Below are 21970 nucleotides of genomic sequence, written 5' to 3' on the forward strand. Positions count from 1 at the left end.
TTGTTTATGGCAAAAGATAACTCGATTTCGGGATATTTGAGGATGTTTATGTGGACTAACCATCATATTTAGTAGCGTCGTTCTTGTTCTTTATAGATTCACGAATTGTCATTTCCTTTTTGGAGTCGGAAGCCCTTTCCTTCAAGGATTGATACTTGAGAATTGCCTCATCGATAAGGACTACCCGAACCTCCTTCACATTCCAATGCCTCTGGACACCGCTTTGTTTAAGTTCCGATTGTTATTATGTATCCAGGTAATGCCTTTGATGCTTACTGCAATCTTGTTGCTTTCTTCAAGGTACTCCAGAATAGTCTTAAGAGTAGTATGATTAACCTGCCTGGGTAAATGACGCTTTAACCCAGCTACAGACATAACGCTTTCATCCATCTCTTGAAGGGTGTTTTCTACCATCTTTATTGTGTTCAACGTAGGTGAACGTTCTGGTCTTTTTATTGATTCTGCTTTCTTCATATCACTACCCTCCCATAGATATCAAAAAGTATTCTATTGATACCATTTGATAACTAAAAGTAACATATTCGTTATTGCATATCTTTGTTTGTATCTGCCACATCTTTTTAAAAAATGAACAAATTGGGCAAAACAATTATAATATAATAAAAGATATATACAACTGTATTTCATAATATTGGTGATTTATATGAGTGATAAAAAAACACACGGAGTACCGGCATTATTGTCTTTTTTCATCCCAGGGCTGGGCCAGCTCATAAAGGGTCATATCTTCAAAGCGATTGGTATATGGGTGGCACTGTTCATTAGCGGAATGCTTGTTACATTTGTGATAGGTTTGATTACGACTCCACTCCTCTGGTTGTGGCAGATATTTGATGCGTATAATAATTGATATCTTTTTATTTTTCATTAGTTCCCATTTTAATTTTTTCCTTAAGTAACCTACCCCAAAGACTATTATTACCGCAAGTCCCAAGAGCTCGGCCATAAAAAGGGAAAGCATGTGAGGATTCTCCATGTCCCCAAGATGTCCGTAGATTCCCAGCAGAAACCGTCAGAAATATCTTACAACTGCCAGTGAGCAGTTCTGCAAGATCTGCAAAGTAATGGTCCGTGAATTGGAGTAATGACTTAGTAAATATTATAAAATGAGTGCCAAGTTCCCAATGAACATTTAAGATAAGATATTCACTTAACGCGGTAGTATTGATATATTTTCTCAAACAGAATAGAAGATAGTTCGCCTGCATAAGCACAAAATACATTTATAGATGCTTCATTGCCCTAGGTCGCGCTAAATAGGTACTCCGTGCAAAGTATTACAGAATAAATTGTTTTAACATAAACTCTAATTCATGATACGACTTTGCTATTCTATTTTTCAGTGCTCCTACAATTAAAGGATTGTCTGAATCTCCCATAATTGATCTGGAATCTGTTTTGTATCCAATGCATTCTTTACCATAAGCGTAAGCAAGACCGATTTCAACACATGCCCCTTCATCCGGAACACGACCATCTAATAGAAACAAAACAATATCACTATTTTTGATATGATGTATATCCATTTCGAATATAATTTTTGTCGCTTCTTCTTTACTATAACCTTCTGAAAGTAAACTGGAAAGTAAATGTCCGTCCCTTTGTGGTAAAAAAGTACTAAATCCCATTTTTCTCAGGTTATCATCTATTTTTTCATTGAACTCGTGTTCAGCAATTGAAAACAAAGGACCTGCGACATATATTTTGGTGTTCATTTAGTTTCCCCATATCACAATTTTATACGCTTTAAAACAATAATATCATTAAACGTAAACTGAAAATATCTATCGGCCATTCCAGCCAAAAGATCCCTTACAATTTCTGCCTCACCTTATTTGGAGGGATTTTTGTGCATTCAATTACTTAGATCAACGTGATTTCAATTATTATAATTACAATGTTTATTTTTAATATATTTCTGTCCCTCACAAACAAAGCAACATGGAGTTATAGGTGTTTAGATGAGAATAATTAATATTGCTGCGACATCGTTTGCTAAGTCATGGCAAAGAGGAACTCCTGATGGAATAGAAAAATTGAGGGGATGGCATAATTCAGGAACGCCCAGAAGCGCGTAGGGCGCCCGAATCACACCTGTGCACAGTTAATCATTGTTTTGCAAATATATATTGATATTGTAAGTATGGTGAAAGTATTGTAGATTGTATCATGAAAGTTCACAAGAAAAAAGAAAGGGATTAAAGCCCCCTTGTTAGTCTTTTTCTTATTACCATAGATGAGCCCCAGAATGGTAAGCTTGTCTGTGGAAGTAACTGATCGCGGGAAAATAAAAGCCTGTTGTGGCCTTATACACCGCAACTCTTGAAATTGCCACTGCAGACAATGTATGATCTGCCATCACTCCCAGTTGTCAACCGGTAGTAAGTGGCCTTGTAATACAGGTTTGGCCGGACCGGGTGCACATAGACATAATCCATCCAGCCAGTTCCGTTAGTCAATGCCCCTGCCTTGATCTCATCACGGAACAGCTTGCCGGTAACATCGGTCTTGCCCTTAAAGTTGTTACCGACCAGCAGGATGTTGTCAGCATGGGCGACCATGGTCAGATCTATATCGTATACGAAGACGTAAAGACCGGGATCTTCCAGGTTCCTGTATGGTGCTTCGCCTGCACTGATGCGCCGGAGGGGCTTTTTAACGATTTTATGAGTAGCTACAAAGGGCTTCGCCTGCACTGATGCGCCGGAGGGTATCCGTAGCATTCTTTCCGATGGCTGCAGCTGTAGTGTCCACAAGCGAGATCACATCCCCGTCGGTGAATGTCTGCCGGGCGCAGCCTACCCCGAGATTGCGGTAGATTATACGCTCATACTCGCTGACTCCCTGCTCATCCTTCTGGCTTCGTACAGTAGCCAGAGCCTGCTGGAAAGCGCTCACTGAGCTATCCGGGACATCACTGCTGAAACCATAGTAGAGGTCTTTCTCGCCCAGGGTATATATGTCCTCATAGGCATTGAGGTCTCCGTCCTGCATCATCTGATATCGCCCGGCGAGAGCCCCCGTTGCCCAGAGATCGATCTGCCCGTCTTCCAGCATCTGGAAAAGTTCCCCGGGAGCCTGCCCCAGGACCAGACCGGAAGCGTTTACACCACGATCGAAAAGGAGATCGTTCTCGACGGAGTCTTCGACCACACCGATCCGTTAGTTGTTAAGCTCCTCCGGGGAGGAAACGATAATATTACTTCTCATCGGAGCAAAGACAACAAAGTCCATTTTAGTGAAGGGGCCGGCCCATTTGAAGGACTGCTCCCGCTCAGGGGTTTTTACCATCGAGAAGAGCACTGTGCCGGTATTGCTCCGGGCTGCCTCATAACCTTCGGTCCATGGAACAATGCGTACGTCCTCATGTGTGCGGTTCACTCCAATGTTCAGGAAGACCGCTTCAAGGATATCCACGGAGATACCGGTAACATTCCCATCTTCCTGATAGTTGAACGGAGCCATCTCCTCTGTCAGGTAATCGAGTTGATCGAGGCCGACGGATGGATAGTGCCTCCCAAGGACCCGCTCATATACGCTGATACCCGTGACATCTTTCTCCTGTTTGAGGTCATCGAGTGCCTGCTGGAAAGAGTCGACGACCGAATCGGGGATGTCATTACTGAAAGCATAATAAGTTTCCTGGACATGTAACTGATAGACGATTCTGTAGCTGTAGTAGTTCCCGGTCGCCTGTTCAGTGAAGTACCTGCCTGAGGCTTCAGGGCATGCCCACATATCGATATCACCATTGTCAAGCGCGGCAATCAGAGCGGACATATTGCTTTTGGTTACTATCCGGCTCTGGTCCACACCTATATCGAGCAGGTACTGAATAGCGATATCGTCAGTAATCACTCCGATACAGTATTCTCCTAGGTCTTCAGGGCCGTCAACACTAATCCCGCTGTCCGGTCTGGCAAAGAGGACCTTCCTGTTAGTATAGATTGGCCCGGCCCATTTGAACATATCCTCCCTTTCGGGAGTCCTTGCCATACTGAAGAGCACTGTGTTGTTTTGCGTGAGAACTGCCTGATACCCTTCGGTCCAGGGGACAAGATGCACTTCCTCCCGAGATACTTTTGCACCCATCCTTTCAGTTACCGCTTCGAGCATATCAATAGAGATTCCCTGAAGGGTCCCGTTCTCCTCATAGTTATAAGGAGGTAGTTGTTCAGTGTAGTAGACAAGACCGGCGGATGACATGGGGACGTCTTCAGGCCCCGAGATACATCCGGATGTCAGGACCAGTGCTCCGAGCAGTGCCACGATAAGAGAATGACAGACATAACGTCGATAATGCAACATGAATGAGCATATACTGTTAAATTATAAATAAATACTGATTTTGATAAATATCTGCAAAAGATGAAACGCAGAAGCCATGGAAAGTCAACTTACCCTATGGAAGTTTTGAATACATGTTGTAGAAAACAGTGTCTGCATGCAAATAGAGAAATAGTTTTACTAAACCGGCACGAATTCAAAGATGAAACTCAACTAAAAAAGGCTACTATACAAATAGGATGACTTTAACTCGAAACACCTCTTTCAAAACATTGAAAGTATTGGTAGTGCCTAATCAGCTTTCAGTCTGTTTTCTTGGAAATTACCAACTTGTATCTTATTAGGCTCAATTGAAAAATATGCACTCCAATTTAATCTATTTGAGTCGCCCGCAAGAATAACAAAATGAATTCATTCTTTTGACTGAATAGCGCTAAAAAATCGCTTTCATAAGAGGGCTGCCTAAAGTTTTAAAGTGGGCCTAACCGGATTCGAACCGGTGACCGCTCGGTTATGAGCCGAGCGCTCTAACCTGGCTAAGCTACAGGCCCGTTCTGAAAAAAGATTTAGAGCGCCGCAAACAGGGCTCGAACCTGTGACATTCTGGTTAACAGCCAGACACTCTACCAACTGAGTTATTGCGGCTTTTTGGTGGCGCCAACGCGCGAATCCTCTTAATGCACTTATTGCTTTTAAACCTTTTGATTGACGGCTCATTTTTCCTGGTTTTCGGTACCATTCTTATCATTTCCAAGACAATTTTCCCGTAGTTACCTCATAATAATAATGATAATCATATATCTTTAATGATATATGTTCCATCGGAAACGAGGGGGTGCAATTAAAAAATATTTTTTAATATGTAACTTTCGTACCTCAGTATGTTCTTGAAATCATCAGCATTTTTTAGTATCGCCGCTATCCTCGTTGAAGATACATATCTGTTTCCCGCAGTGCGGACAAGCCATGTCTTCAGTGATATTGTATTCCTCGGTATCGAACATACCCCGCTTTATCAGCAGCTCATTACATTCATGACAGAAGGTGTTCTCCTTTCCACTACCAGGCACGTTACCGATATAGATATAGTGCAGCCCTTCTTCCTTTGCGAGATCATACGCCATCTCAAGAGTTTCCAGTGGAGTTGGTGGCACATCTGTGAGCTGGTAATATGGGTGGAACCGGGTGAAATGTACTGGAGTGTCAGCCCCCAGATTCTCATAGATCCATCTTGACATGGACCGAAGTTCCTCTGGATCATCATTATGAGTTGGTATCACCAGATTGACCACTTCTATATGCATTCCCAGTTCGTGCGCCAGCTTTGTGGCCTCCAGCACCGGTTCAAGTCTCGCGCTTGCCATCTTCCTGTAGAACTCATTATTAAAAGCCTTGAAATCCACCCTGAAGGCATCCAGGTAAGGCGATATCTTCTTCAGCGCTTCGGGAGTGATGTAACCGTTAGTGACATAAATAGTGGCAAGCCCAGCTTCCTTTGCAAGCCTGGCGCAGTCGTAAGTGTACTCGTACCATATGGTCGGCTCATTATAGGTCCAGGCGATGGAGCTTGCGCCAAACTGAAGCGCCCGTGAAACAGCAGTCTCAGGGTTTATTTCTCTAGACTGGGATGTGTCTACCTCCACTTGGGAAATAGCCCAGTTCTGGCAGTGTTTGCATCTGAAATTACAGCCTATGCTCCCCAGAGAATAGACTGCAGAACCCGGATAGAAATGGTAGAGCGGTTTTTTTTCTATCGGGTCAAGGGCTTCGCTGGAAACCACATTATAGTTCAGGGTGTACAGTGTTCCGTCCCTGTTCTCCCTCACCCTGCAAAACCCCCGTTTCCCAGGCGAGATCTTGCAGCTCTGGGCACACAGTTTGCAGTGCACCTTCTTGTCATCAAGCCTCTCGTAAAACATTGCTTCTTTGATCATGAAAACCCCGTTTAAAAATGTAACTTAATCATTGATAACTTCAGCGTTGCAACTGCTGCAAAAAACAGGAGTTATGGTTAACTTGGAATATTAAATCAGATAATCCTTTTCAAGACACCAGGTTCAGTCTTGCATCAAAAGAAGTCTTTGTAACATTCAATTTTATACCCCCGCCGTCAGTATCTGCCAGGAAGAACACAACGGCAGTTGAATTTGAATTTATTGAATAATCCGTTTCCTTAATACCGGCATCCAATGCCATCCTTTCAAAGAAAGATTCCCACGAGGAAGGATAAGAGCTTTCAACTGTCATGGTCACATCCGTGAAGAGTACACCATCCCAGTGCAGTGGCTCCGACCCATTGGTTTGCAGGTGCAGTTCCTCTACAGAATTGCTGCTGATACTTCTTTGAGGACCTTTCATATCAATGGCATTTATCTGAAAAGTTATATTGGTGACGTTATCGGTACTTCTCAGATTCATATTAGGAGAAAGGCGCATCAATGAATACTCATCCTGCGAAAGTATCAGGGCACCGTTCTCATACACGTATTTCTGATCAACAAAATAATTATTGGAAGACACATAGCTGACAGTGCCCATATCCACAAAAAACACATCACTGCTGTAAGTAATATAGGGAGTTGTTGCTACAATATGCATGCTGAATGCTTCATCATTTATCGCCAGCCTCCCACCGGATTTACCGGCGCCGAACATGGGCAGGCTCCCTCCCCCCATCCTGAAAGGAACGCTCAATGAAAGACCTGTTGAAGGCTCTGCCATGACATAGGCAGAAAGCATGTCAACATCGTTCTTCATCCCTGCCATGTCATAGAAGACATCATCCATATGGGATTGTTCAGCAGCCGTTTTCCATTCGGGGATATACTGCACGTTCACAACAGTTATGACAGACATGATGATCCCAAGGAGAAGCACAGCCGCTACTACGGTAGATACGGCATTTTCACAGGACATCATAGATCTTATCTTCATTTCCTTTCCCTTTTTCCTTGTATCACACATAGAGATCGTATCTTTGCTGTACTTCGCTTGCATCCAGTGCATAGCTATAGATGACAACTTCATCAAGCCGGCCCTGCAGTCCGTAAACACTTCCTGGTAGTTGTGATCCGATTTGCAAAGAACCGGATGAAGGATTTGAAGCTATACCTGAACCTGATTCAATATTGTCAATATTTCCATTTATATACATTATCAATGATGTCGAATTCCATGTAGCGACAACATGATACCAGGATTGTGAAGTCAATTCGGTGTTTGAAATAACTGAAAATTCCCCATCATTCAAGGAAAGAAGTATTCTTTTATTATTGCCAAGGCCGCCGAATCGGAGACTATAACTTTCATCTGAGCGGTCGTTTTGCTCGCCTTTATGCACAATTCCGGCATCGTTCCTGTAATTCTGGATATATACCCACGCTTCAACAGAGCCTTCTGTTATGAGATCAAGATCAGAGCTATGTGGCACTGTTATGTATTCTTTATTACCGGATCCTTGACCTGAACCCTGTTCAAACTCGATCGCACTGTTGTTTACACCAGAAGGTACTCTGTCTGCTCCTGAAATTATCCCATCATTCCCGCCCTCGGAATCGACAACAATATTATCAGTGCGTACATCAAAACTCCACAAAGAGACAGGAATTGGTAGTGGTGTTTCAGGATTGCCCGATTGCCCTTCAGATGAGAGCTGGTAGTAACCGCTACATTTTAAATATGTGCCTGTAGGACCGAAATTAATCTGAGTGTTTCCCGGACTGTAAAATCCGATGTTGGAGATGTTGATTGCAGAATCATTGGTTTCCCAGTTGATTATGATATCACCATCTGCTTCAAGATATGTCTGGCTGTTATCCGATGGAAGCTCGTATCTTAAAGTCGAATAATAATTCGATATAGGCTGAATATAGATACTGGTGACCTGTCCGGTGTCTTCCAGATTGCCGTTTATGTATAGATTGACATTCAGATCAAAGGTTGATATCTGGGAGCTACCGATATCCATGGAAATTGCCCCTGCAGTTTGATCATTAACGATTTCAAGCGTTATGGAATCACTTTGATCCAGATCGTATCTTACCCCATCTATGTCTACATACCTGTAATTCCCATCGTTTGTAAAACTGACATAACCACCATCTTTTATGATACCTCCCTTTGCAGGTTTATTAAGGAGTATTCTGTCTGCATAGGTGCCCTGAGTACCAATAACAGTTACAGACCGGGAACTACTGTCTGTGTTCCCATCATCATCTGTGACTGTCAGAGATACAGTATAATTCCCTGCAGAAGAGTACTGGTGAGAAGGATTCTGGGCAGTTGAAGTATTTCCGTCACCAAAATTCCAAGACCATGCAATAATGGTGCCATCCGCGTCTGAAGATTGATCCGTAAAGACAACCGTTTCATATATAACTGGATCCGGGGGTAAATATGTGAAATTTGCAGATGGTGCCTGCGGTCCTCCATTTCCACTCCCATTAGATTCTGAGCCTGCACCCAGTGCTATTTCATCACCAAGGAGTGAACCGCTCTTTATTACGATATTTGAACCTGTTTGCAGTAATATAATGCCTACATAATCATCCTCATTGATACTGGTGTTCCAGAGGGCATCAGTCTCAATCATAATAGTCTCACCCAGATACCAGCTATCGTCTCCAAAAAGCTGTACAAGCTGTGATGGAGAAATGTCCTGGCGAGTCCCGTTCAGGTTAAGGATGACTTGAACTTTGTTTAGGTCCACCTGTTCGCCGCCTGTGTGTCTAATGTAGATAGTGTCAGAATCCACATCCACCCATCCGCCAATATTTACATGGACCCTTTCATCTGCGCCCACATAAGAGAACACGAACACAGCTATCACAGAAAATGCAAGTACTGCAATTGCTGTCATCAATACTTCACCGATAACCTCGGAAACTGCATTGGTATCATCCCGGAATGTGTTTTTGTGATTACTCATGCGGACCAGCTCATATCAAGAAGGCAAATACCAGATAGGCTATGAACATCATTGTCAGGGAATGCTTGATTCCCGAACGGATGTTACCGGCTCCCATCTTCCCGGCAACTATACCTGAACAGAAACCCTGTATCATTGCCGCATGGAAGAATATCATTGTATAGGCATCTAAATCGAAATCGGTTATCAATGGCATACCCGTCTGGGCAGTGCCGCTGGCAGAAGGTATCGCAGGCAGGAAGTAGGCTGCAAGTATATAAACTATGAAAAGGAATACCATAAAAGCAATGTAGATTATGAAAACATACACGAACATCTCTGCGTTACGTTCCTTTTTGAGATGTTTCTGGACATCAGCATCATGAGCGGCTATTGTCAGCACACTTTTAATGTCACTGGTGGTTTCATTAGCCTTTATGATAAGCGTGATTATACGCTGTGTCATATCTGTCCTGATACGGTATTCGAACTTCTCAAGGCATCGTCAAGCTTTGCTCCCCATGACAGGTCGTTGATAAGCCTCCCTACCTCAGCGTGTAGCAAGCCAATCTTCATCTTCATGCTCATCTCAATGGCATCGACCAACACTATTCCGGCCTCATTGATGCTAGCAAGATTGTTCAGGAACTCAGGGATATGCGATTCAATTTGTCTTACACGATGATTCCTCAGTTCATTGAATATTACGAAAGGAACAAACATTATCAGCAACGAAATAAAAATATAATCATCGATTATTGCCACAGTAGCAGAATTAATGTTCCTGAAAAGTCCAATATTCAAAGAACCAGTGTATCCCCTGATATTCCACAACAAGTATATCGCTGCAGTCGGGACACTGAGAACAAATACATATCCAGGTGCGCTCTTTAAAAAATTGAATGGATGAGTGAGCGTATGAAGTACCCTAAGGATCTTTTCCCGGAACAGTATCTTCTTTCGAAGTTCATTCTCGTTCTCCGGACCCGGCCTTATCCTGACGTGGGAAAATACGTCCAGCTTTTTTTCCTTTAAATATACATTATGCAGGTTGGAACCTTCCCCGGTTATTGAACTTAACAGAAGTACAAATATTATCGTGCTCAGAGGAATTAGCAGATATATCATATAATTCAGGATCAACATGGAACCCGTATTTATGAGCCCCAGCACCACAAGTATAGTAATAAGGAAAAGTGGACCAGCCACAAAAGCAGATATGTATATCTCGGCCATCACTCCAAGTGTCTCAAAGAACAATTTCTGCTCCTTAGATGCTGTCAGACGGTACTGGTCATTCTTAGCCCGGAGGTAGGAGGTCACATCCCCTCCACTGGCGACGATGGATGTAAGCCCCTCTATAAAGTCTTTAAACTTTTGGGATGGTGTTCTCAGACATGCTTTTTCGAGGGCTGTCAAAAGGTCTGTACCATAACACTCCATGTCCTTGACAATATAGCCTATCTCTTCAGCAGAAGCGCCATAGATATGATAGTTGTCAGTGATGGACCTCATAATATCCAGCAGGTTCAGGCCCCCACCTCTGCTCATGGCGTACAGGTAAGCGGTTGTGTGCGGCAGAGACTGGTTAATAAGTGAACTTCTTATATTTGCCTGTACCTCGGGAATGGACATGTAAACGTAATATGTCAGGGAAAAGGCAACAACAAAGAATGTAATACATAGTAGCAGAGAAAATATAAATGGAAAATTTGCACTTATAGTGGCGGGTACTGACCACGGACCCACCTGAGACAGTGCCATACCCTTAAAAGAATGTAGTCCAAGGGTCATTCCGGCAATTGCAGCGAGCATTCCAATAAGCAGAGACACAAGACATGCCTGCGATACGTACTGCTCCACCAGCATGCCCATGCCCGCTTTACGCAACATGTTGCGTGTATCCATAAAGCGATCTATGTTCCTGCGGATATATTTTCCAAACAGCAGATGTGCAGTAAAGTCTATTGCATTAATTATAAAGTTCACCTGTACACCTTCACTCACTGTTTGCGAGTATATTCTCAAGAGTACCGTCCTCTATTGACCGAATCACCATTTCGGGGTCTGCGGAGTAGGCCTGCACAACAAGAGAAGTCATGACATAATCCCGTATGCCTTTATCGCGCATATATTCGAGGATGCGCTGTCTCACTTTTATCTCGGAAGCAAGTTTCTCTTTATCCCACCCACGGGACTGCATTACCTTCGCAAGAGCATATGAATCACCGCTGCGCTTGAAAGTATCTGTAATAGGATTCCAACGATAAAGCTCATTGATGCGGATATAGCCGGTCTTGGTATCAATACCTGTGAGCTCCACAATACTGTGTGTCCTGCGTACGCGCTTGTCCTTGACAAAGGTCTGAACCTGTATGCTCAGTATGTCCAGGGACTGCAACATCACATGGGGTACGTTAAGCGGAGGGCTGTCCAGTCTGTTAACAACAGTCTGCACGTCTCCCGCGTGCATGGTCGAATAAGTGGCATGGCCTGTGGATATTGCCTGGAAGAGGGTCAGAGCTTCCTCGCCGCGTATCTCTCCTACAAGAATGTACTCCGGACGCTGGCGCAGTGCAGATCGTAACAGATCGTACATTGTAACTTCTCCTGAGCTACCTGCGCTCAGCGATTTCCTGGTAACTCCTGCAATCCAGTTGTCATGGTGCAGGGTCAGCTCACGCGTATCCTCAATGGAAACGATCTTTGAAAGAGGAGGGATAAAAAGGGATACTGCATTGAGTATAGAGGTCTTGCCTGATGCAGTACCTCCTGCAAAAATGGCACAATTGCCATTTTCGATAGCCAGCCAGAAATATGCCATCATCTCAATGCTACATGTATTATAATTTATGAGGTCAATGGCTGTAATAGGGTCTCCCCTGAACTTCCTGATGGTAAAGGAACTGCCTCTTGTGGTTATCTCTTTTCCCAGAGTTGCCTGCAGCCTGGAGCCATCAGGAAGCGTTGCGTCCACCATTGGTTCACTTATGGAGATATGCTTCCCACTTTTCTGACACAGTTTGATCACCAGGGAATTAAGCTCCTCCTCCGCGAAAGAGATGTTTGTTTTAATGTTGCGGTACTTGTTATGGTACATAAAAACAGGGACTTCCACCCCATCACATGATATATCCTCTATATAGGGATCAAGCATGAGTGTGTTGATCCTGTCATTACCAAGAAAATTGCGTTTGAGATAATAGAGGACCCTGTGCATGGATGCAGTTCCAAGGTCTGCATGATACCTGCTGAAGAGAGAAAGGGCATGCTCTGTAAGGATAATATCCTTATCTTTTCTGGGCCCAATGCCTCCAAGACTCAGGATGTCACGAAGATCATCATAGACTCTTTCAAGCACATCCCTTTCGTAAAGGGTAAGCTCAGGCTCAGCGACATGATAATTAAAGATGTTACCTTTTTCGAGAATACATATAAAAGAGAAAGGCTCATTGACCCAGTATCTTTCTACCTCTGTGTATCCCGCAGGTATCTCCATTTCTACAAGAGGACCGTGCATTTGAGGATCATAGGCAGGGAGAACTTTTTTTGACTTTACCACACTTGACAGCCTTTCTTTGAGACTGGCATAGAGGGATGTGTTCTTCTCCGGAGCTGATGCTTCCGTAAGATCTTTGTCCTGCAAAAGCGGAACTATTGTGCTAGATTCAGTGTACTCCAGATCCGGGGCCATTAAATATATGATGTCATTTATATATAAAAGCCTTTGTTTTAATAAATGTAATAAGCAGAGAACATAAATCAAGATAGAAATAGAAATAGAAAAGCAATTTTGAGAATCCCAATTCAAATTTAGTGATATTTATTAAAGTCTGTACCAATCTGCGTAAATCCGCATCTTGTAAAATTAAGAGATTGTGTTATTCTGATAAGCCGAATGATGCTTTAATTATAGTTCACATACAGTAAATCGAATCGTGAATAAAGCGTAAAAGGACAAAGAAAAAAAATATTAAAGGATATCAGGTTAAAGCATCTAGTTTTCCGAAATGTTTCTCGTACCTTTCCTGCATCTCTTCCCAGGAAGGCAGGTCAGTCTGACAACCGATGTTCTGCACTGCAAATGAAGCAACTGTGGCACCTATCCTGCCACATGTCTCAAGAGGATAGTTACGAGTATATGCCAGTAAGAAGCCAGCTCTGTAGGCATCGCCTGCACCCGTGGGATCAACAGCCTTCACCGGGACTATGGGGATGTTGATCATTTCCTCTGCATTATGAATGATACTTCCTTTGGCGTCGTATGTGACAACAATGGTTTCTATCGTTTCCAGAAGCTGCTCAAATGACCTTTCTGTCATCTCGCATACACGTTGGATCTCATGCCTGTTAGTGAAAAGTATATTCGTGTTCTCAATGATGCTCTCGAGGTTTTCCCTGGGATAGGTTACAAGGTCCTGTCCGGGATCGAAGGAAACGAAACGAGCTTTTTTTGCAATCCTTGCATTGAATGTTGAGTCAGAGGTTGCCAGATGTACGAAATCGATTACCGGTGGCTCCAGTTCTTTAAGGTGGACAGATGCACCCCAGTCGAAATAGGTGCTCTGGCGGTGTTCCCTGTCAGTGAATACAAAGGCCCTTGTGCACTTTTCATTTGCATATCTGTACAGGAGCGAGAGGTCAACCTTATGGTCCTGCAGTTTTGCTTCATAGCCACTTGAACCAAAATCACCGCCGACAGCTGAGATTAGCTGGCAGCTTCCTCCAAGTCTTGCAATCCCGACGGCAATATTAGCGGCGCCCCCGCCAAAATATTCATGATATTCTATAATGGGCTGGGACTCGTCGTGCATAGCTATGTTCTCAACATCGAAAAGAAGGTCTATGGCCGCGTGGCCGACAATGGTGATGACCTTTTCCATGCTCTCACCTGCTACAGTTCATTCGAACTCTTCGACTTCCACTACATCCAGGGGGACGTCCCTGAGCGCTCTCCCTATAACGGACTTTGCGATTCTGGCAGCATGCTCGTCGCTTTCAGCATCAAACACTTTCATCTCCAGGACAAGACCCACTATGGCGGTGTTGGCTGCAACGAATACGCTGCTGAATGGTTCATTACAGGACGGACAGAATGTGGTCCCGACATCAACTTCCACATAATCGAGTTTGGGGTTAAGGCGTTTCCCGGCTTCAGAAATAGCAACACCAATTGCATCATCGCCGGACTTTACATCTCTAACCAACCAGGCAGCTTCAAGTGTAACATGATAATTCGTCATATTTTCTCTCCGATTCACATCTCTTTCTTCTTCACTTATTAATTACTCAAATGGTAAATAGAACATCGTCATCAACATCGAACAGGCCAAGCCTTGCGCCTGCGTCCAGCCAGGCATGTCCGTAACTGAAACACACAAGTGCGTTCACGGGATCATCATTTTCCATAAAGTGCAGTCCGTCATTGTAGTATGATGTGGCCATCGTGCGATAGTCTATGGCTACAGTGTACATGTGGGACCTGTCTATGGGAGCGACCCTGGCTTTCTCAAGCGCAGCCCCCAATAGCACCTTATATCTCTTAACCTTTTCATTCAGTTCCGCAGCCATGCCATATCACTCATCTTATAAGATTATTTGCTGCCCCCGAATATCCGTGTGAACAGTTTGCCTCCCTCACTTCTGGGAGGCCGGGAAGGCTGCCTCTTTGGCGGAGGTGCGTTCGTTTGCTCTTTCTGCTCTTGCACTGCAGGGCTTTCCACGACTGGAGGCGCTGACACAGGTGTTAACGGCACGTGGGTTTGCTGTGCCTTGACAACAGGTACTCTGGTGGCAACCTCCGGCTCAGGGATCGGGCCTTTTGCCTTTGCCGCCTTGAGAACGTTCACGGACTCTCCCCCATGCTTTGACTTTCTGATGCGTATGTCTACGAGTATAGGCCTTTCGATGTCATTGCTTACAAGCATGGCAACACCGGCCGGAAGTCTCATAAGTTCGTCCTCTACATAGGAACTCACGCCCTCAAGACCTTTACTGATAGCTCTTAGATCGTTAGGGTTTGTGACCTTCATGATTATCTGGGTGCCGCACTGGGAAAGCACGTTCTTGTCCACCCTTGCCGGACGCTGGGATATAACCATCATTCCAAGGCCAAACTTCCTGCCCTCGGATGCAATCGTTCTGAGAATGTCAGTGCTGACAGTCTTGCTGAAGCCTTTTTCTGGTGCGTAGTTGTGAGCTTCCTCGACAACAAGCATTCCCGGAGGTATGTGGTCCATCTTCCGTGCCTCAAACATCGCCGAGCAGATCTGTGAGACAATCATGCTTTGCATGTCAGGCGGGACACCTTTGAAGTCAAGTATGGCAGCCCTTCCCTTGCGGACAAGTGCCCCTATAGGAGTGGGATTTGGTGAAAGGATGCCGGTCTCGTTTATGCCTTCAAGCATACTGATGACGTTCCACCGGGCCTTGCTCTTGTCATTACTGACTGCGAAAATGATGTCTTCCAGTGTGTATGTTTCCATTTCCGCCCTTATCTTTTGTATCGCCTCATAGAGTATTCCTGTATGAGTGGTATTGAAATTCTCCGGGAAAATGGAAACCAGGTCTTTTACAGTGAGATTTATACCGTTGAGCCTGAACAGTTCATCTGCAGCAGGATTTATTGCTTTGGTCGCAGGAGTGTACACAGTAACCCTGTCTGCATAGGATTTCGGCGAGACGCCAAACTTCTTGAAGGCTTCCGGGTCTTCGGGCGCCTCATTCTTAAGCGATGCATATTCGCTATGCGGATCTATAATCAGAAGTGGAATATCACGGTCAAGAAGCTCCTCCAGCAGCACTGCGGCGGTATAAGACTTTCCGCTCCCGGTCTTGGCAAGGATGCTGCAGTGCTTCTGCACAAGACTGTTGATACTTAGCTGAACCTTGATGCCGGTACCCTCCAGCAGGCCAATGTTCATGTCCTCACCGGAAAGCCCCAGTACGGAACGTATTAGTCCCTCGTCAGCCACATATATAAGGTCCCCGGGACTGAAAGGAATAACAGGGGACCTGAGCATCCCATCACCATCGCGGGTGCCGATCACTATGGCCTCGGCCACAATCCTGTCATCACTTTTGTCCTTTCGCTGTCCGCTCTTTGCTTCCTCCAGTGTGAAGGAATCGCTTGAGCGTGTAATAGATAATACCTGTGCGAGTACCCAGCCGTCGGTCTCATGCCAGGCTTTTATATATGCGCCTCTATGGACTGCTGTACTGTCTGAGACAAGTAACTTGAATTCCAGAGTTCCTGTCTCTCCAAAGATAACGCCTACTGAACCTCGAACCATTTTTCATCCCTCTATTCTTGGTCTTTATTATATGTTTGCCACGTATTATTATATTTTCCCCGGCTGGCAAGTTCCTTTTTAGAATGTTCCAATACAATTTCCTTCAATCTTCAATATCTTCAATGATGGAAGAAGGTCCCCCGGCAAGCTTTACGAGGGCTTCGGCTTCGACAAAGTGCAATGATGCAGGGATGACCAGGATGTGCAGTGGGGCGCCAAAATCGCTGTCCTTGAGAAGGTGCGCGTAGCCTGCCTTTACTATGGGCGTCGGTGAGCCGGCCCTGGAAATGCCGACAGCAAGCGTATTATCCATGATTCCTTCGCCTCTTTTTTTTTCCACTTCCATTAGAAGAGCAAGCGCATGGTTCACTGTCATGTACCCTTTCTCCCGGTCTATGTCCAGGAACATCAATGTGTGCATGTTGTGCTGCCTGTTGAGCTTTATTGTGTCATAGGGAGTTTCGGAAACGACAGTGACGCCTCTGCTGCTGGTGTATGGATGAGGTATGGTGGTGGCCTTCCCAAAACGGTAATTCTGCAGGCCGGAAAGTCCGCAGATGGCTGATGCAATGGAAGCACCGTGAATGAGCCGGGTCGTGATGCCCGCATCCTGTGCCCGCAGGCGAAGGTCGACATGGGTAGTGGAAACCATGGTGTCCCCGCCTGTCAGAAAAACAAGGTCCTTGTCTGTTGCCTGGTCCAGCCAGCAGGGGTTCTGCTCCACATCTTCCCTGGAAAGGATATGAACCTTCTTTCCATATAGTTCCTCCAGCTTTTCAATGGTCGTGCCCATGAGCACCGAAGTATAGAACTCCGCAAAGACCATGTCTGCCTGCTGTATGGCTTCAAGCCCTTTTAGAGAGATATCTTTTTCATCGAAAAGACCCAGTCCTATGAAAGTAAGCATGGTCTGGATAATGACAGACGTAAATAAACAATTGTCGCATAAGACCACTAATTAATTGCATAAATACTAATTCAATTTTTTGATTAATATCCAAATAAAGTAATTTACGCTTTTGATATCATACTGTTAACACATCAGTTATACATTTATCTTATCCCTTCTTAACTTTAAAGATAATACCTACTTTCATTCAAAAAGAATAGAGTTTCTGTTATAATGGTCATTCGGGAAACCCCACGAAGTCCAATCTTTAATCTGAGAAGGAAACTGGAAATTTAATACGTTGCGAGTGTTTCGATAAACTCTTTGGAAAATATGCGTGTAAAATGTTGAGGTCAAGTCGGTCTGCGTGGTGACGAACAGACCGGCTTACATGCTGGCTTCTGATTCTCTTTGTTCAATGAATAAATTATTTTGAATATATATAAATATTATTGCAATTTACTTGTATTCTCACTTTCTCCCCACTCGGCATATGCGAATATAGTTGCCGTATCAAACATCTAACCATGAACCCACCCATTGAACCAGAAATATACAACAGGGTTAATACCTACCGCCAACAAATCCGTACATCCGCATTGACGACTTTCGACATTCCAAGAATCATTGATACATATCGTGACCTCGACACAGAGAAGGTGTTCAGGCACATTATCGTAGGTAATGCATGTTCATGGAATACATACGAAATAGCATGCGTACACTATGAAAAGTATCAAAGGCTCTTCAAGTTCTGATAATTGAATATGGCATGGATGATGGTCGGTTGGTTGGATTTTAATTTGTATCCATGCCATAAGTACAATCATATTTACAACCTGTATAAATTATTTGAAATGAATCTGGATAATTAAGAGTATGTCATCCAGATATTAAGAAGCCATAAATATTTTAATGGACCTATTGCCTGCATAGAGGGGCATACATGAAACTAAAAACGATTACGATTCTCATCCTTATATCACTCACATTTGGTTGCATTTCAGACAGCAGCGAATTCATCAATGAATCAACACCCAGTACTGAAGTATCCACAACCAATGTGACACAGTTTATCGAAGCACCAATCACTAATGAAACTACAGATGCACAAGTTGAGACTGCTCTTGAAACTATAAGAGTCGGTGCCTTTAACGTACAGGTATTCGGAGTCACCAAAGCCTCAAAACCCGATGTCATGACCGTCCTTGCAGACATCATCCGCACATACGATGTCATTGCCATACAGGAAATTCGTGACTCCTCTCAGACTGCCCTTCCTGCACTCGTGAATCTCGTTAACTCAGATGGTTCACAATATGACTATGTGGTCAGTGAAAGGCTCGGGCGCACGAGCAGCAAAGAACAGTACGCATACATTTACAATACCCACACAGTTTCAATCAGCAATGCCCACACTTACCCTGAGCCCGATGGGACAGACCCATTCCACAGGCAACCCTATATTGCCTCTATAGAAGCCCTACAGGGCAATTACGATGCGGTCCTGATGGTAATCCATACTGACCCAGATGAAGCCACAGAGGAGATTAATGCACTCGGTGATGTACTTGCATACGCTCAGTCACAGAACCCTGATGAAGGGGATTTCATCATCATGGGTGACCTGAATGCAGATGGAAGTTACTTTGATGAAGATGGAACATCTGACCTTGATGCATACTACTGGGTGATTGATGATAGTCAGGATACAACTACAAAGTCAACCGATTACACATATGACCGCATTATACTCACTGACACATCTGATTTACATCGTGAATATGGTGTACACAGGTACGACCTTGTATACAATCTGACACAAGAACAGACGGTTGCCGTATCAGACCACTATCCGGTGTTTGCGGAGTTTGTGATTGACTTTGATGCCGATTAAATGTATTTTATCTTTAATATTTTAAATCATATTCTCCAGCATAGAATACTTTCATAGTGCTTGATTAATCCATATATATAACGAGATATAACATTGTAAATAGACATCAATTGAGGAAATTGAATGTTAAAATGAAAGATAAAACTATATATGAACATTCAGTATCATTAAAAAACCTTTTTATAATTACCCCATTAATCTCAAGGAAACCAACAATATGACATCCATTATTTATGAGCCGAGAGGTAGAGCAAGAGAATATTGCGAGCTTGCCGCAAACCTTTACAGAGGTTGTAGTCATGGATGCACTTATTGTTATGCCCCTTCAGCAACATTCCGGAAAAAAGAGGATTTTTCTATTCCTACTGTCCGAAAAGATGCATTAGAGCAATTAAAAAGAGATGCAGTGAAACTTGCCAGTGAGGAAGAAACAAGAGCTATATTGCTATCTTTCACCACAGACCCTTACATACCTTTAGATGTTAAGGAAGGGTTGACAAGAGAAGCAATTAAAATATTACATGGCAATAATCTAAAAATTGAAATTTTAACAAAGGGTGGAAAGAGGTCCGAAAGGGACTTTGATTTGTTAGCATCACGACCAGAGTTGAGTCGATACGGTGTTACATTGGTTTTCACAGATGAAAAACAAAGACGTGAAATAGAACCCTTTGCCGCTCCAACTAAAGAGCGCATAAAATCCCTTAAAAAAGCACATAAAATGGGTATTCCTACGTTTGTTTCACTTGAGCCAGTCTGGACTGCTGAACAATCTTTGGAATTAATAGATTTAACGCACGACTTTGTGGATTTATTCAAAGTCGGTAAATTGAACTATAATAAGCAACAAAAGGAAGTTGATTGGTGCCAATTTAGGCATGATGTTATTGATAAACTCAAAATGTATGGTAGTGATTTTTATATAAAAAGAGATTTGATGAAGTGTGCCCCTTCACTAGAAATCAAATAATGAAGATTGACTGTGTTCCTCCATGTCTTCAACTTCCAGAGGTTTGACTTCCTCTGCAGCGTCTTCAATCGTTACAGGAGTGAAATGTACCATACATGAGTCGGACATTCCACCCCTTTTACCCTTTCCTTCAATCGAAATTTTTGATTTACTTTCTAATTGAAGCAATGCAGTTTTGTAGTCGCCGGTCACATATGGCAAATCATTAGCAGTTTGCATTCTTACGGCTTCGTATGTCAAAGACTGTCCATTGAAAATGTCAGCAAGATATTCCTGTAGGGATTCCAAATTATCGAAATTACCTATCGCCATTTGTCCTTCTGCCGGACCAAGATAACCAAATTGCTTTTTTGTTCCAGCGTTGTACATCACGTTTTTCATTACTTCGCAACCCTTAAAATTATTAGTGGCGTGAATAAGGTAATATGTAGTCCTCAGTTTTCCATCTGAATTCACTTTGAATGGAAATGTGAATTTTACATTTGCACCTTGGTGCAACTGGTCTCTATATATCTTTAAAAGAGCTGCTTCTAAATCCAAATATTCGTACTCCTCTTCGGTTAATGCCTTTACGTTGGGAATACCATACAGTTCTTCTATGCTCCGTGCATGCCCCTCACTAGGTAAAAATCGATAGACGTATTCAATCATGAAATTTATGAAGACTTCTGTTCTTGGAAGAGCTAATATTTTCTTGATACTATCAAATGGAATCCCACTAAAGCCAAAGGGGTCGATGAAATAAAATGATGGGTGACTACAGTCTTGGACAATTGTATCAGCGATGTCAGCAAATTCATCATTTATTATATTTTTAATGGTTATGCCTGAATAACCGGATGAGTCTTGATTTAGTTCATCTTGTATTACCTTTACTAAATTCTCATGGTTATTTTTGTTTTTTTCAATAAAGGTTAGCTCTACGTGTTTAAGGAAATCAAATTTTCGTATGACATCCTTTACTGCACGCATAATAATCAAAGGAGAGCCTAGTTCTCCATTCGTATAAAGACCCCTGCCTGCAAAACAATCAAAAAAGCAAACAGTGTTATGATATCTACCAAGGATTTTTATCCACGCTTCCAAGTACTTTCTTAGAATTTCATGTTTGACTTCGGTATGTTCTTTGTAAATCCATTTTTTCGGGTCATCATCAGCAAGGGGCATGTTTTCACCAAGAGTATCTGTTTCATTGCATTTAGGGGGTATTACAAAATATGTGAAACTTGCATAAATAACTTAGTATGGCATGGTGAAACTATTCAATAGATATTGATGTAAAAACATATGTTAGATACTCATTTTGCTGCAACATTACTTTGCCAGCACATTCATTGAACAACGTCCGCACCATCAGCACATGCGGACCATATAGATGTTATCCTCAAGGTCAACCCTAGTCCTCAGTATCCACAACATTTCAGTATCCATGACTGATGCAGTTGCATACTTTACTTTGAATTTTTTGATGAACTCATATTTCAACGTAGACTCACCAAATGTGTTGGACTGGTCTTGGTATGGGTTGGGGCATTATCTCCAAATGTCGTCCGTCATTTTCAATCTCTTTTGAATCAAAGACATTGGACAGTTTGACTTGAACAATAGGAAAACTGCACAAACTGATTATCTTTTATTATACAGGCACATAAGGTTCAACACTCATACAGAATATGTTTCACTTATCAACTTATTTATAGGACAACAG

At 43.2% G+C, this 21970-nt stretch carries 23 protein-coding genes and 2 tRNA genes; 4 read left to right on the plus strand and 21 right to left on the minus strand.

The genetic code is table 11. The features are described from left to right. Positions 1-55: 55 nt before the first annotated feature. Positions 56-199, minus strand: a complete 144-nt coding sequence (locus QZZ22_RS10245; protein ID WP_292464501.1) for a hypothetical protein — start codon at positions 197-199, stop codon at positions 56-58. Continuing rightward, on the minus strand, positions 196-474 hold the full coding sequence (locus QZZ22_RS10250; RefSeq protein ID WP_292464503.1) for a hypothetical protein: 279 nt from the start codon (positions 472-474) through the stop codon (positions 196-198). Before QZZ22_RS10250 ends, QZZ22_RS10245 begins: the two co-directional genes overlap by 4 nt. A 190-nt stretch (positions 475-664) precedes the next feature. On the opposite strand from QZZ22_RS10250, the gene QZZ22_RS10255 reads away from it, so the two are divergent. Then, positions 665-871 carry a hypothetical protein gene (locus QZZ22_RS10255; RefSeq protein WP_292464506.1) on the plus strand — a complete coding sequence of 69 codons (207 nt, stop codon included), beginning with the start codon at positions 665-667 and terminating at the stop codon, positions 869-871. Positions 872-1298: 427 nt separating this feature from the next. On the opposite strand, the gene QZZ22_RS10260 is transcribed toward QZZ22_RS10255, so the two are convergent. From QZZ22_RS10260 to dph5, 17 genes are all read right to left on the minus strand, one after another. Beyond that, positions 1299-1736 (minus strand): nucleoside 2-deoxyribosyltransferase, encoded by a 438-nt coding sequence (locus QZZ22_RS10260; RefSeq protein WP_292464509.1) that lies wholly within the window; start codon positions 1734-1736, stop codon positions 1299-1301. Positions 1737-2327: 591 nt separating this feature from the next. Continuing rightward, positions 2328-2717, minus strand: coding sequence for a cache domain-containing protein (locus QZZ22_RS10265; RefSeq protein ID WP_292464511.1), 390 nt, complete (start codon positions 2715-2717; stop codon positions 2328-2330). Further along, on the minus strand, positions 2686-3174 hold the full coding sequence (locus QZZ22_RS10270; protein ID WP_292464513.1) for a hypothetical protein: 489 nt from the start codon (positions 3172-3174) through the stop codon (positions 2686-2688). Before QZZ22_RS10270 ends, QZZ22_RS10265 begins: the two co-directional genes overlap by 32 nt. A 9-nt stretch (positions 3175-3183) precedes the next feature. Continuing rightward, positions 3184-4329 carry a transporter substrate-binding domain-containing protein gene (locus tag QZZ22_RS10275; protein WP_292464515.1) on the minus strand — a complete coding sequence of 382 codons (1146 nt, stop codon included), beginning with the start codon at positions 4327-4329 and terminating at the stop codon, positions 3184-3186. Between the two features lie 455 nt (positions 4330-4784). After that, positions 4785-4859, minus strand: a tRNA-Ile gene (locus QZZ22_RS10280). 21 nt (positions 4860-4880) lie between these two features. Continuing rightward, a tRNA-Asn gene (locus QZZ22_RS10285) sits at positions 4881-4953 on the minus strand. Positions 4954-5204: 251 nt separating this feature from the next. Further along, positions 5205-6242, minus strand: coding sequence for an AmmeMemoRadiSam system radical SAM enzyme (gene amrS, locus QZZ22_RS10290; RefSeq protein ID WP_292464517.1), 1038 nt, complete (start codon positions 6240-6242; stop codon positions 5205-5207). A 109-nt stretch (positions 6243-6351) separates the two neighbouring features. Next, entirely contained in the window at positions 6352-7305 is a 954-nt protein-coding gene (locus tag QZZ22_RS10295) for a hypothetical protein (RefSeq protein ID WP_292464518.1), read from the minus strand. Next, the gene (locus QZZ22_RS10300; protein WP_292464520.1) at positions 7265-9235 is read right to left on the minus strand and encodes a LamG-like jellyroll fold domain-containing protein; all 1971 of its coding nucleotides are present in this window, start codon (positions 9233-9235) and stop codon (positions 7265-7267) included. Before QZZ22_RS10300 ends, QZZ22_RS10295 begins: the two co-directional genes overlap by 41 nt. Positions 9236-9245: 10 nt before the next feature. Then, positions 9246-9680: a type II secretion system F family protein gene (locus QZZ22_RS10305; protein ID WP_292464522.1), complete on the minus strand. Its 435-nt coding sequence runs from the start codon at positions 9678-9680 to the stop codon at positions 9246-9248. Next, positions 9677-11203: a type II secretion system F family protein gene (locus QZZ22_RS10310; RefSeq protein WP_292464524.1), complete on the minus strand. Its 1527-nt coding sequence runs from the start codon at positions 11201-11203 to the stop codon at positions 9677-9679. The genes QZZ22_RS10305 and QZZ22_RS10310 overlap by 4 nt, the downstream gene beginning before the upstream one ends. Positions 11204-11213: 10 nt before the next feature. Continuing rightward, the gene (locus QZZ22_RS10315) at positions 11214-12908 is read right to left on the minus strand and encodes a type II/IV secretion system ATPase subunit (protein WP_292464526.1); all 1695 of its coding nucleotides are present in this window, start codon (positions 12906-12908) and stop codon (positions 11214-11216) included. A gap of 289 nt (positions 12909-13197) precedes the next feature. Beyond that, entirely contained in the window at positions 13198-14097 is a 900-nt protein-coding gene (locus QZZ22_RS10320; protein ID WP_292464528.1) for a carbohydrate kinase family protein, read from the minus strand. 18 nt (positions 14098-14115) lie between these two features. Then, positions 14116-14457: a DUF555 domain-containing protein gene (locus QZZ22_RS10325; protein WP_292464530.1), complete on the minus strand. Its 342-nt coding sequence runs from the start codon at positions 14455-14457 to the stop codon at positions 14116-14118. Between the two features lie 46 nt (positions 14458-14503). Continuing rightward, positions 14504-14785 (minus strand): DUF357 domain-containing protein, encoded by a 282-nt coding sequence (locus tag QZZ22_RS10330; protein WP_292464532.1) that lies wholly within the window; start codon positions 14783-14785, stop codon positions 14504-14506. A gap of 23 nt (positions 14786-14808) precedes the next feature. Beyond that, positions 14809-16506: an ATP-binding protein gene (locus QZZ22_RS10335; protein WP_292464534.1), complete on the minus strand. Its 1698-nt coding sequence runs from the start codon at positions 16504-16506 to the stop codon at positions 14809-14811. A 103-nt stretch (positions 16507-16609) separates the two neighbouring features. Continuing rightward, on the minus strand, positions 16610-17413 hold the full coding sequence (gene dph5 / locus QZZ22_RS10340) for a diphthine synthase (RefSeq protein ID WP_292464536.1): 804 nt from the start codon (positions 17411-17413) through the stop codon (positions 16610-16612). Between the two features lie 509 nt (positions 17414-17922). Between dph5 and QZZ22_RS10345 the strand changes: the two genes are divergently transcribed. The 3 genes from QZZ22_RS10345 to QZZ22_RS10355 all read left to right on the plus strand — a co-directional run bounded on the left by QZZ22_RS10345 (position 17923) and on the right by QZZ22_RS10355 (position 20262). Then, a complete protein-coding gene (locus QZZ22_RS10345) occupies positions 17923-18153 on the plus strand; it encodes a hypothetical protein (protein WP_292464538.1) in 231 nt (76 codons plus the stop codon). 188 nt (positions 18154-18341) lie between these two features. Beyond that, positions 18342-19292, plus strand: coding sequence for an endonuclease/exonuclease/phosphatase family protein (locus QZZ22_RS10350; protein WP_292464540.1), 951 nt, complete (start codon positions 18342-18344; stop codon positions 19290-19292). A 217-nt stretch (positions 19293-19509) separates the two neighbouring features. Next, on the plus strand, positions 19510-20262 hold the full coding sequence (locus QZZ22_RS10355; RefSeq protein WP_292464542.1) for a radical SAM protein: 753 nt from the start codon (positions 19510-19512) through the stop codon (positions 20260-20262). On the opposite strand, the gene QZZ22_RS10360 is transcribed toward QZZ22_RS10355, so the two are convergent. Then, complete coding sequence (locus tag QZZ22_RS10360) at positions 20248-21429, minus strand: three-Cys-motif partner protein TcmP (protein WP_292464545.1); 1182 nt, start codon at positions 21427-21429, stop codon at positions 20248-20250. The genes QZZ22_RS10355 and QZZ22_RS10360 overlap by 15 nt on opposite strands. Before the next feature lie 186 nt (positions 21430-21615). Continuing rightward, the gene (locus QZZ22_RS10365; protein ID WP_292464547.1) at positions 21616-21747 is read right to left on the minus strand and encodes a hypothetical protein; all 132 of its coding nucleotides are present in this window, start codon (positions 21745-21747) and stop codon (positions 21616-21618) included. Positions 21748-21970 lie beyond the last annotated feature (223 nt).

Source organism: Methanolobus sp., from assembly GCF_016278365.1.
Taxonomy (GTDB): domain Archaea; phylum Halobacteriota; class Methanosarcinia; order Methanosarcinales; family Methanosarcinaceae; genus Methanolobus.

Excerpts from the sequence above, each read along its gene's own strand:
- QZZ22_RS10250 (WP_292464503.1), bottom strand. The coding sequence starts at position 474 with ATGAAGAAAGCAGAATCAATAAAAAGACCAGAACGTTCACCTACGTTG.
- QZZ22_RS10255 (WP_292464506.1), top strand. The coding sequence starts at position 665 with ATGAGTGATAAAAAAACACACGGAGTACCGGCATTATTGTCTTTTTTC.
- QZZ22_RS10260 (WP_292464509.1), bottom strand. The coding sequence starts at position 1,736 with ATGAACACCAAAATATATGTCGCAGGTCCTTTGTTTTCAATTGCTGAA.
- QZZ22_RS10275 (WP_292464515.1), bottom strand. The coding sequence starts at position 4,329 with ATGTTGCATTATCGACGTTATGTCTGTCATTCTCTTATCGTGGCACTG.
- amrS (WP_292464517.1), bottom strand. The coding sequence starts at position 6,242 with ATGATCAAAGAAGCAATGTTTTACGAGAGGCTTGATGACAAGAAGGTG.
- QZZ22_RS10295 (WP_292464518.1), bottom strand. The coding sequence starts at position 7,305 with ATGCAAGCGAAGTACAGCAAAGATACGATCTCTATGTGTGATACAAGG.
- QZZ22_RS10300 (WP_292464520.1), bottom strand. The coding sequence starts at position 9,235 with ATGAGTAATCACAAAAACACATTCCGGGATGATACCAATGCAGTTTCC.
- QZZ22_RS10305 (WP_292464522.1), bottom strand. The coding sequence starts at position 9,680 with ATGACACAGCGTATAATCACGCTTATCATAAAGGCTAATGAAACCACC.
- QZZ22_RS10315 (WP_292464526.1), bottom strand. The coding sequence starts at position 12,908 with ATGGCCCCGGATCTGGAGTACACTGAATCTAGCACAATAGTTCCGCTT.
- QZZ22_RS10320 (WP_292464528.1), bottom strand. The coding sequence starts at position 14,097 with ATGGAAAAGGTCATCACCATTGTCGGCCACGCGGCCATAGACCTTCTT.
- QZZ22_RS10325 (WP_292464530.1), bottom strand. The coding sequence starts at position 14,457 with ATGACGAATTATCATGTTACACTTGAAGCTGCCTGGTTGGTTAGAGAT.
- QZZ22_RS10330 (WP_292464532.1), bottom strand. The coding sequence starts at position 14,785 with ATGGCTGCGGAACTGAATGAAAAGGTTAAGAGATATAAGGTGCTATTG.
- QZZ22_RS10335 (WP_292464534.1), bottom strand. The coding sequence starts at position 16,506 with ATGGTTCGAGGTTCAGTAGGCGTTATCTTTGGAGAGACAGGAACTCTG.
- dph5 (WP_292464536.1), bottom strand. The coding sequence starts at position 17,413 with ATGCTTACTTTCATAGGACTGGGTCTTTTCGATGAAAAAGATATCTCT.
- QZZ22_RS10345 (WP_292464538.1), top strand. The coding sequence starts at position 17,923 with ATGAACCCACCCATTGAACCAGAAATATACAACAGGGTTAATACCTAC.
- QZZ22_RS10350 (WP_292464540.1), top strand. The coding sequence starts at position 18,342 with ATGAAACTAAAAACGATTACGATTCTCATCCTTATATCACTCACATTT.
- QZZ22_RS10355 (WP_292464542.1), top strand. The coding sequence starts at position 19,510 with ATGACATCCATTATTTATGAGCCGAGAGGTAGAGCAAGAGAATATTGC.
- QZZ22_RS10360 (WP_292464545.1), bottom strand. The coding sequence starts at position 21,429 with ATGCCCCTTGCTGATGATGACCCGAAAAAATGGATTTACAAAGAACAT.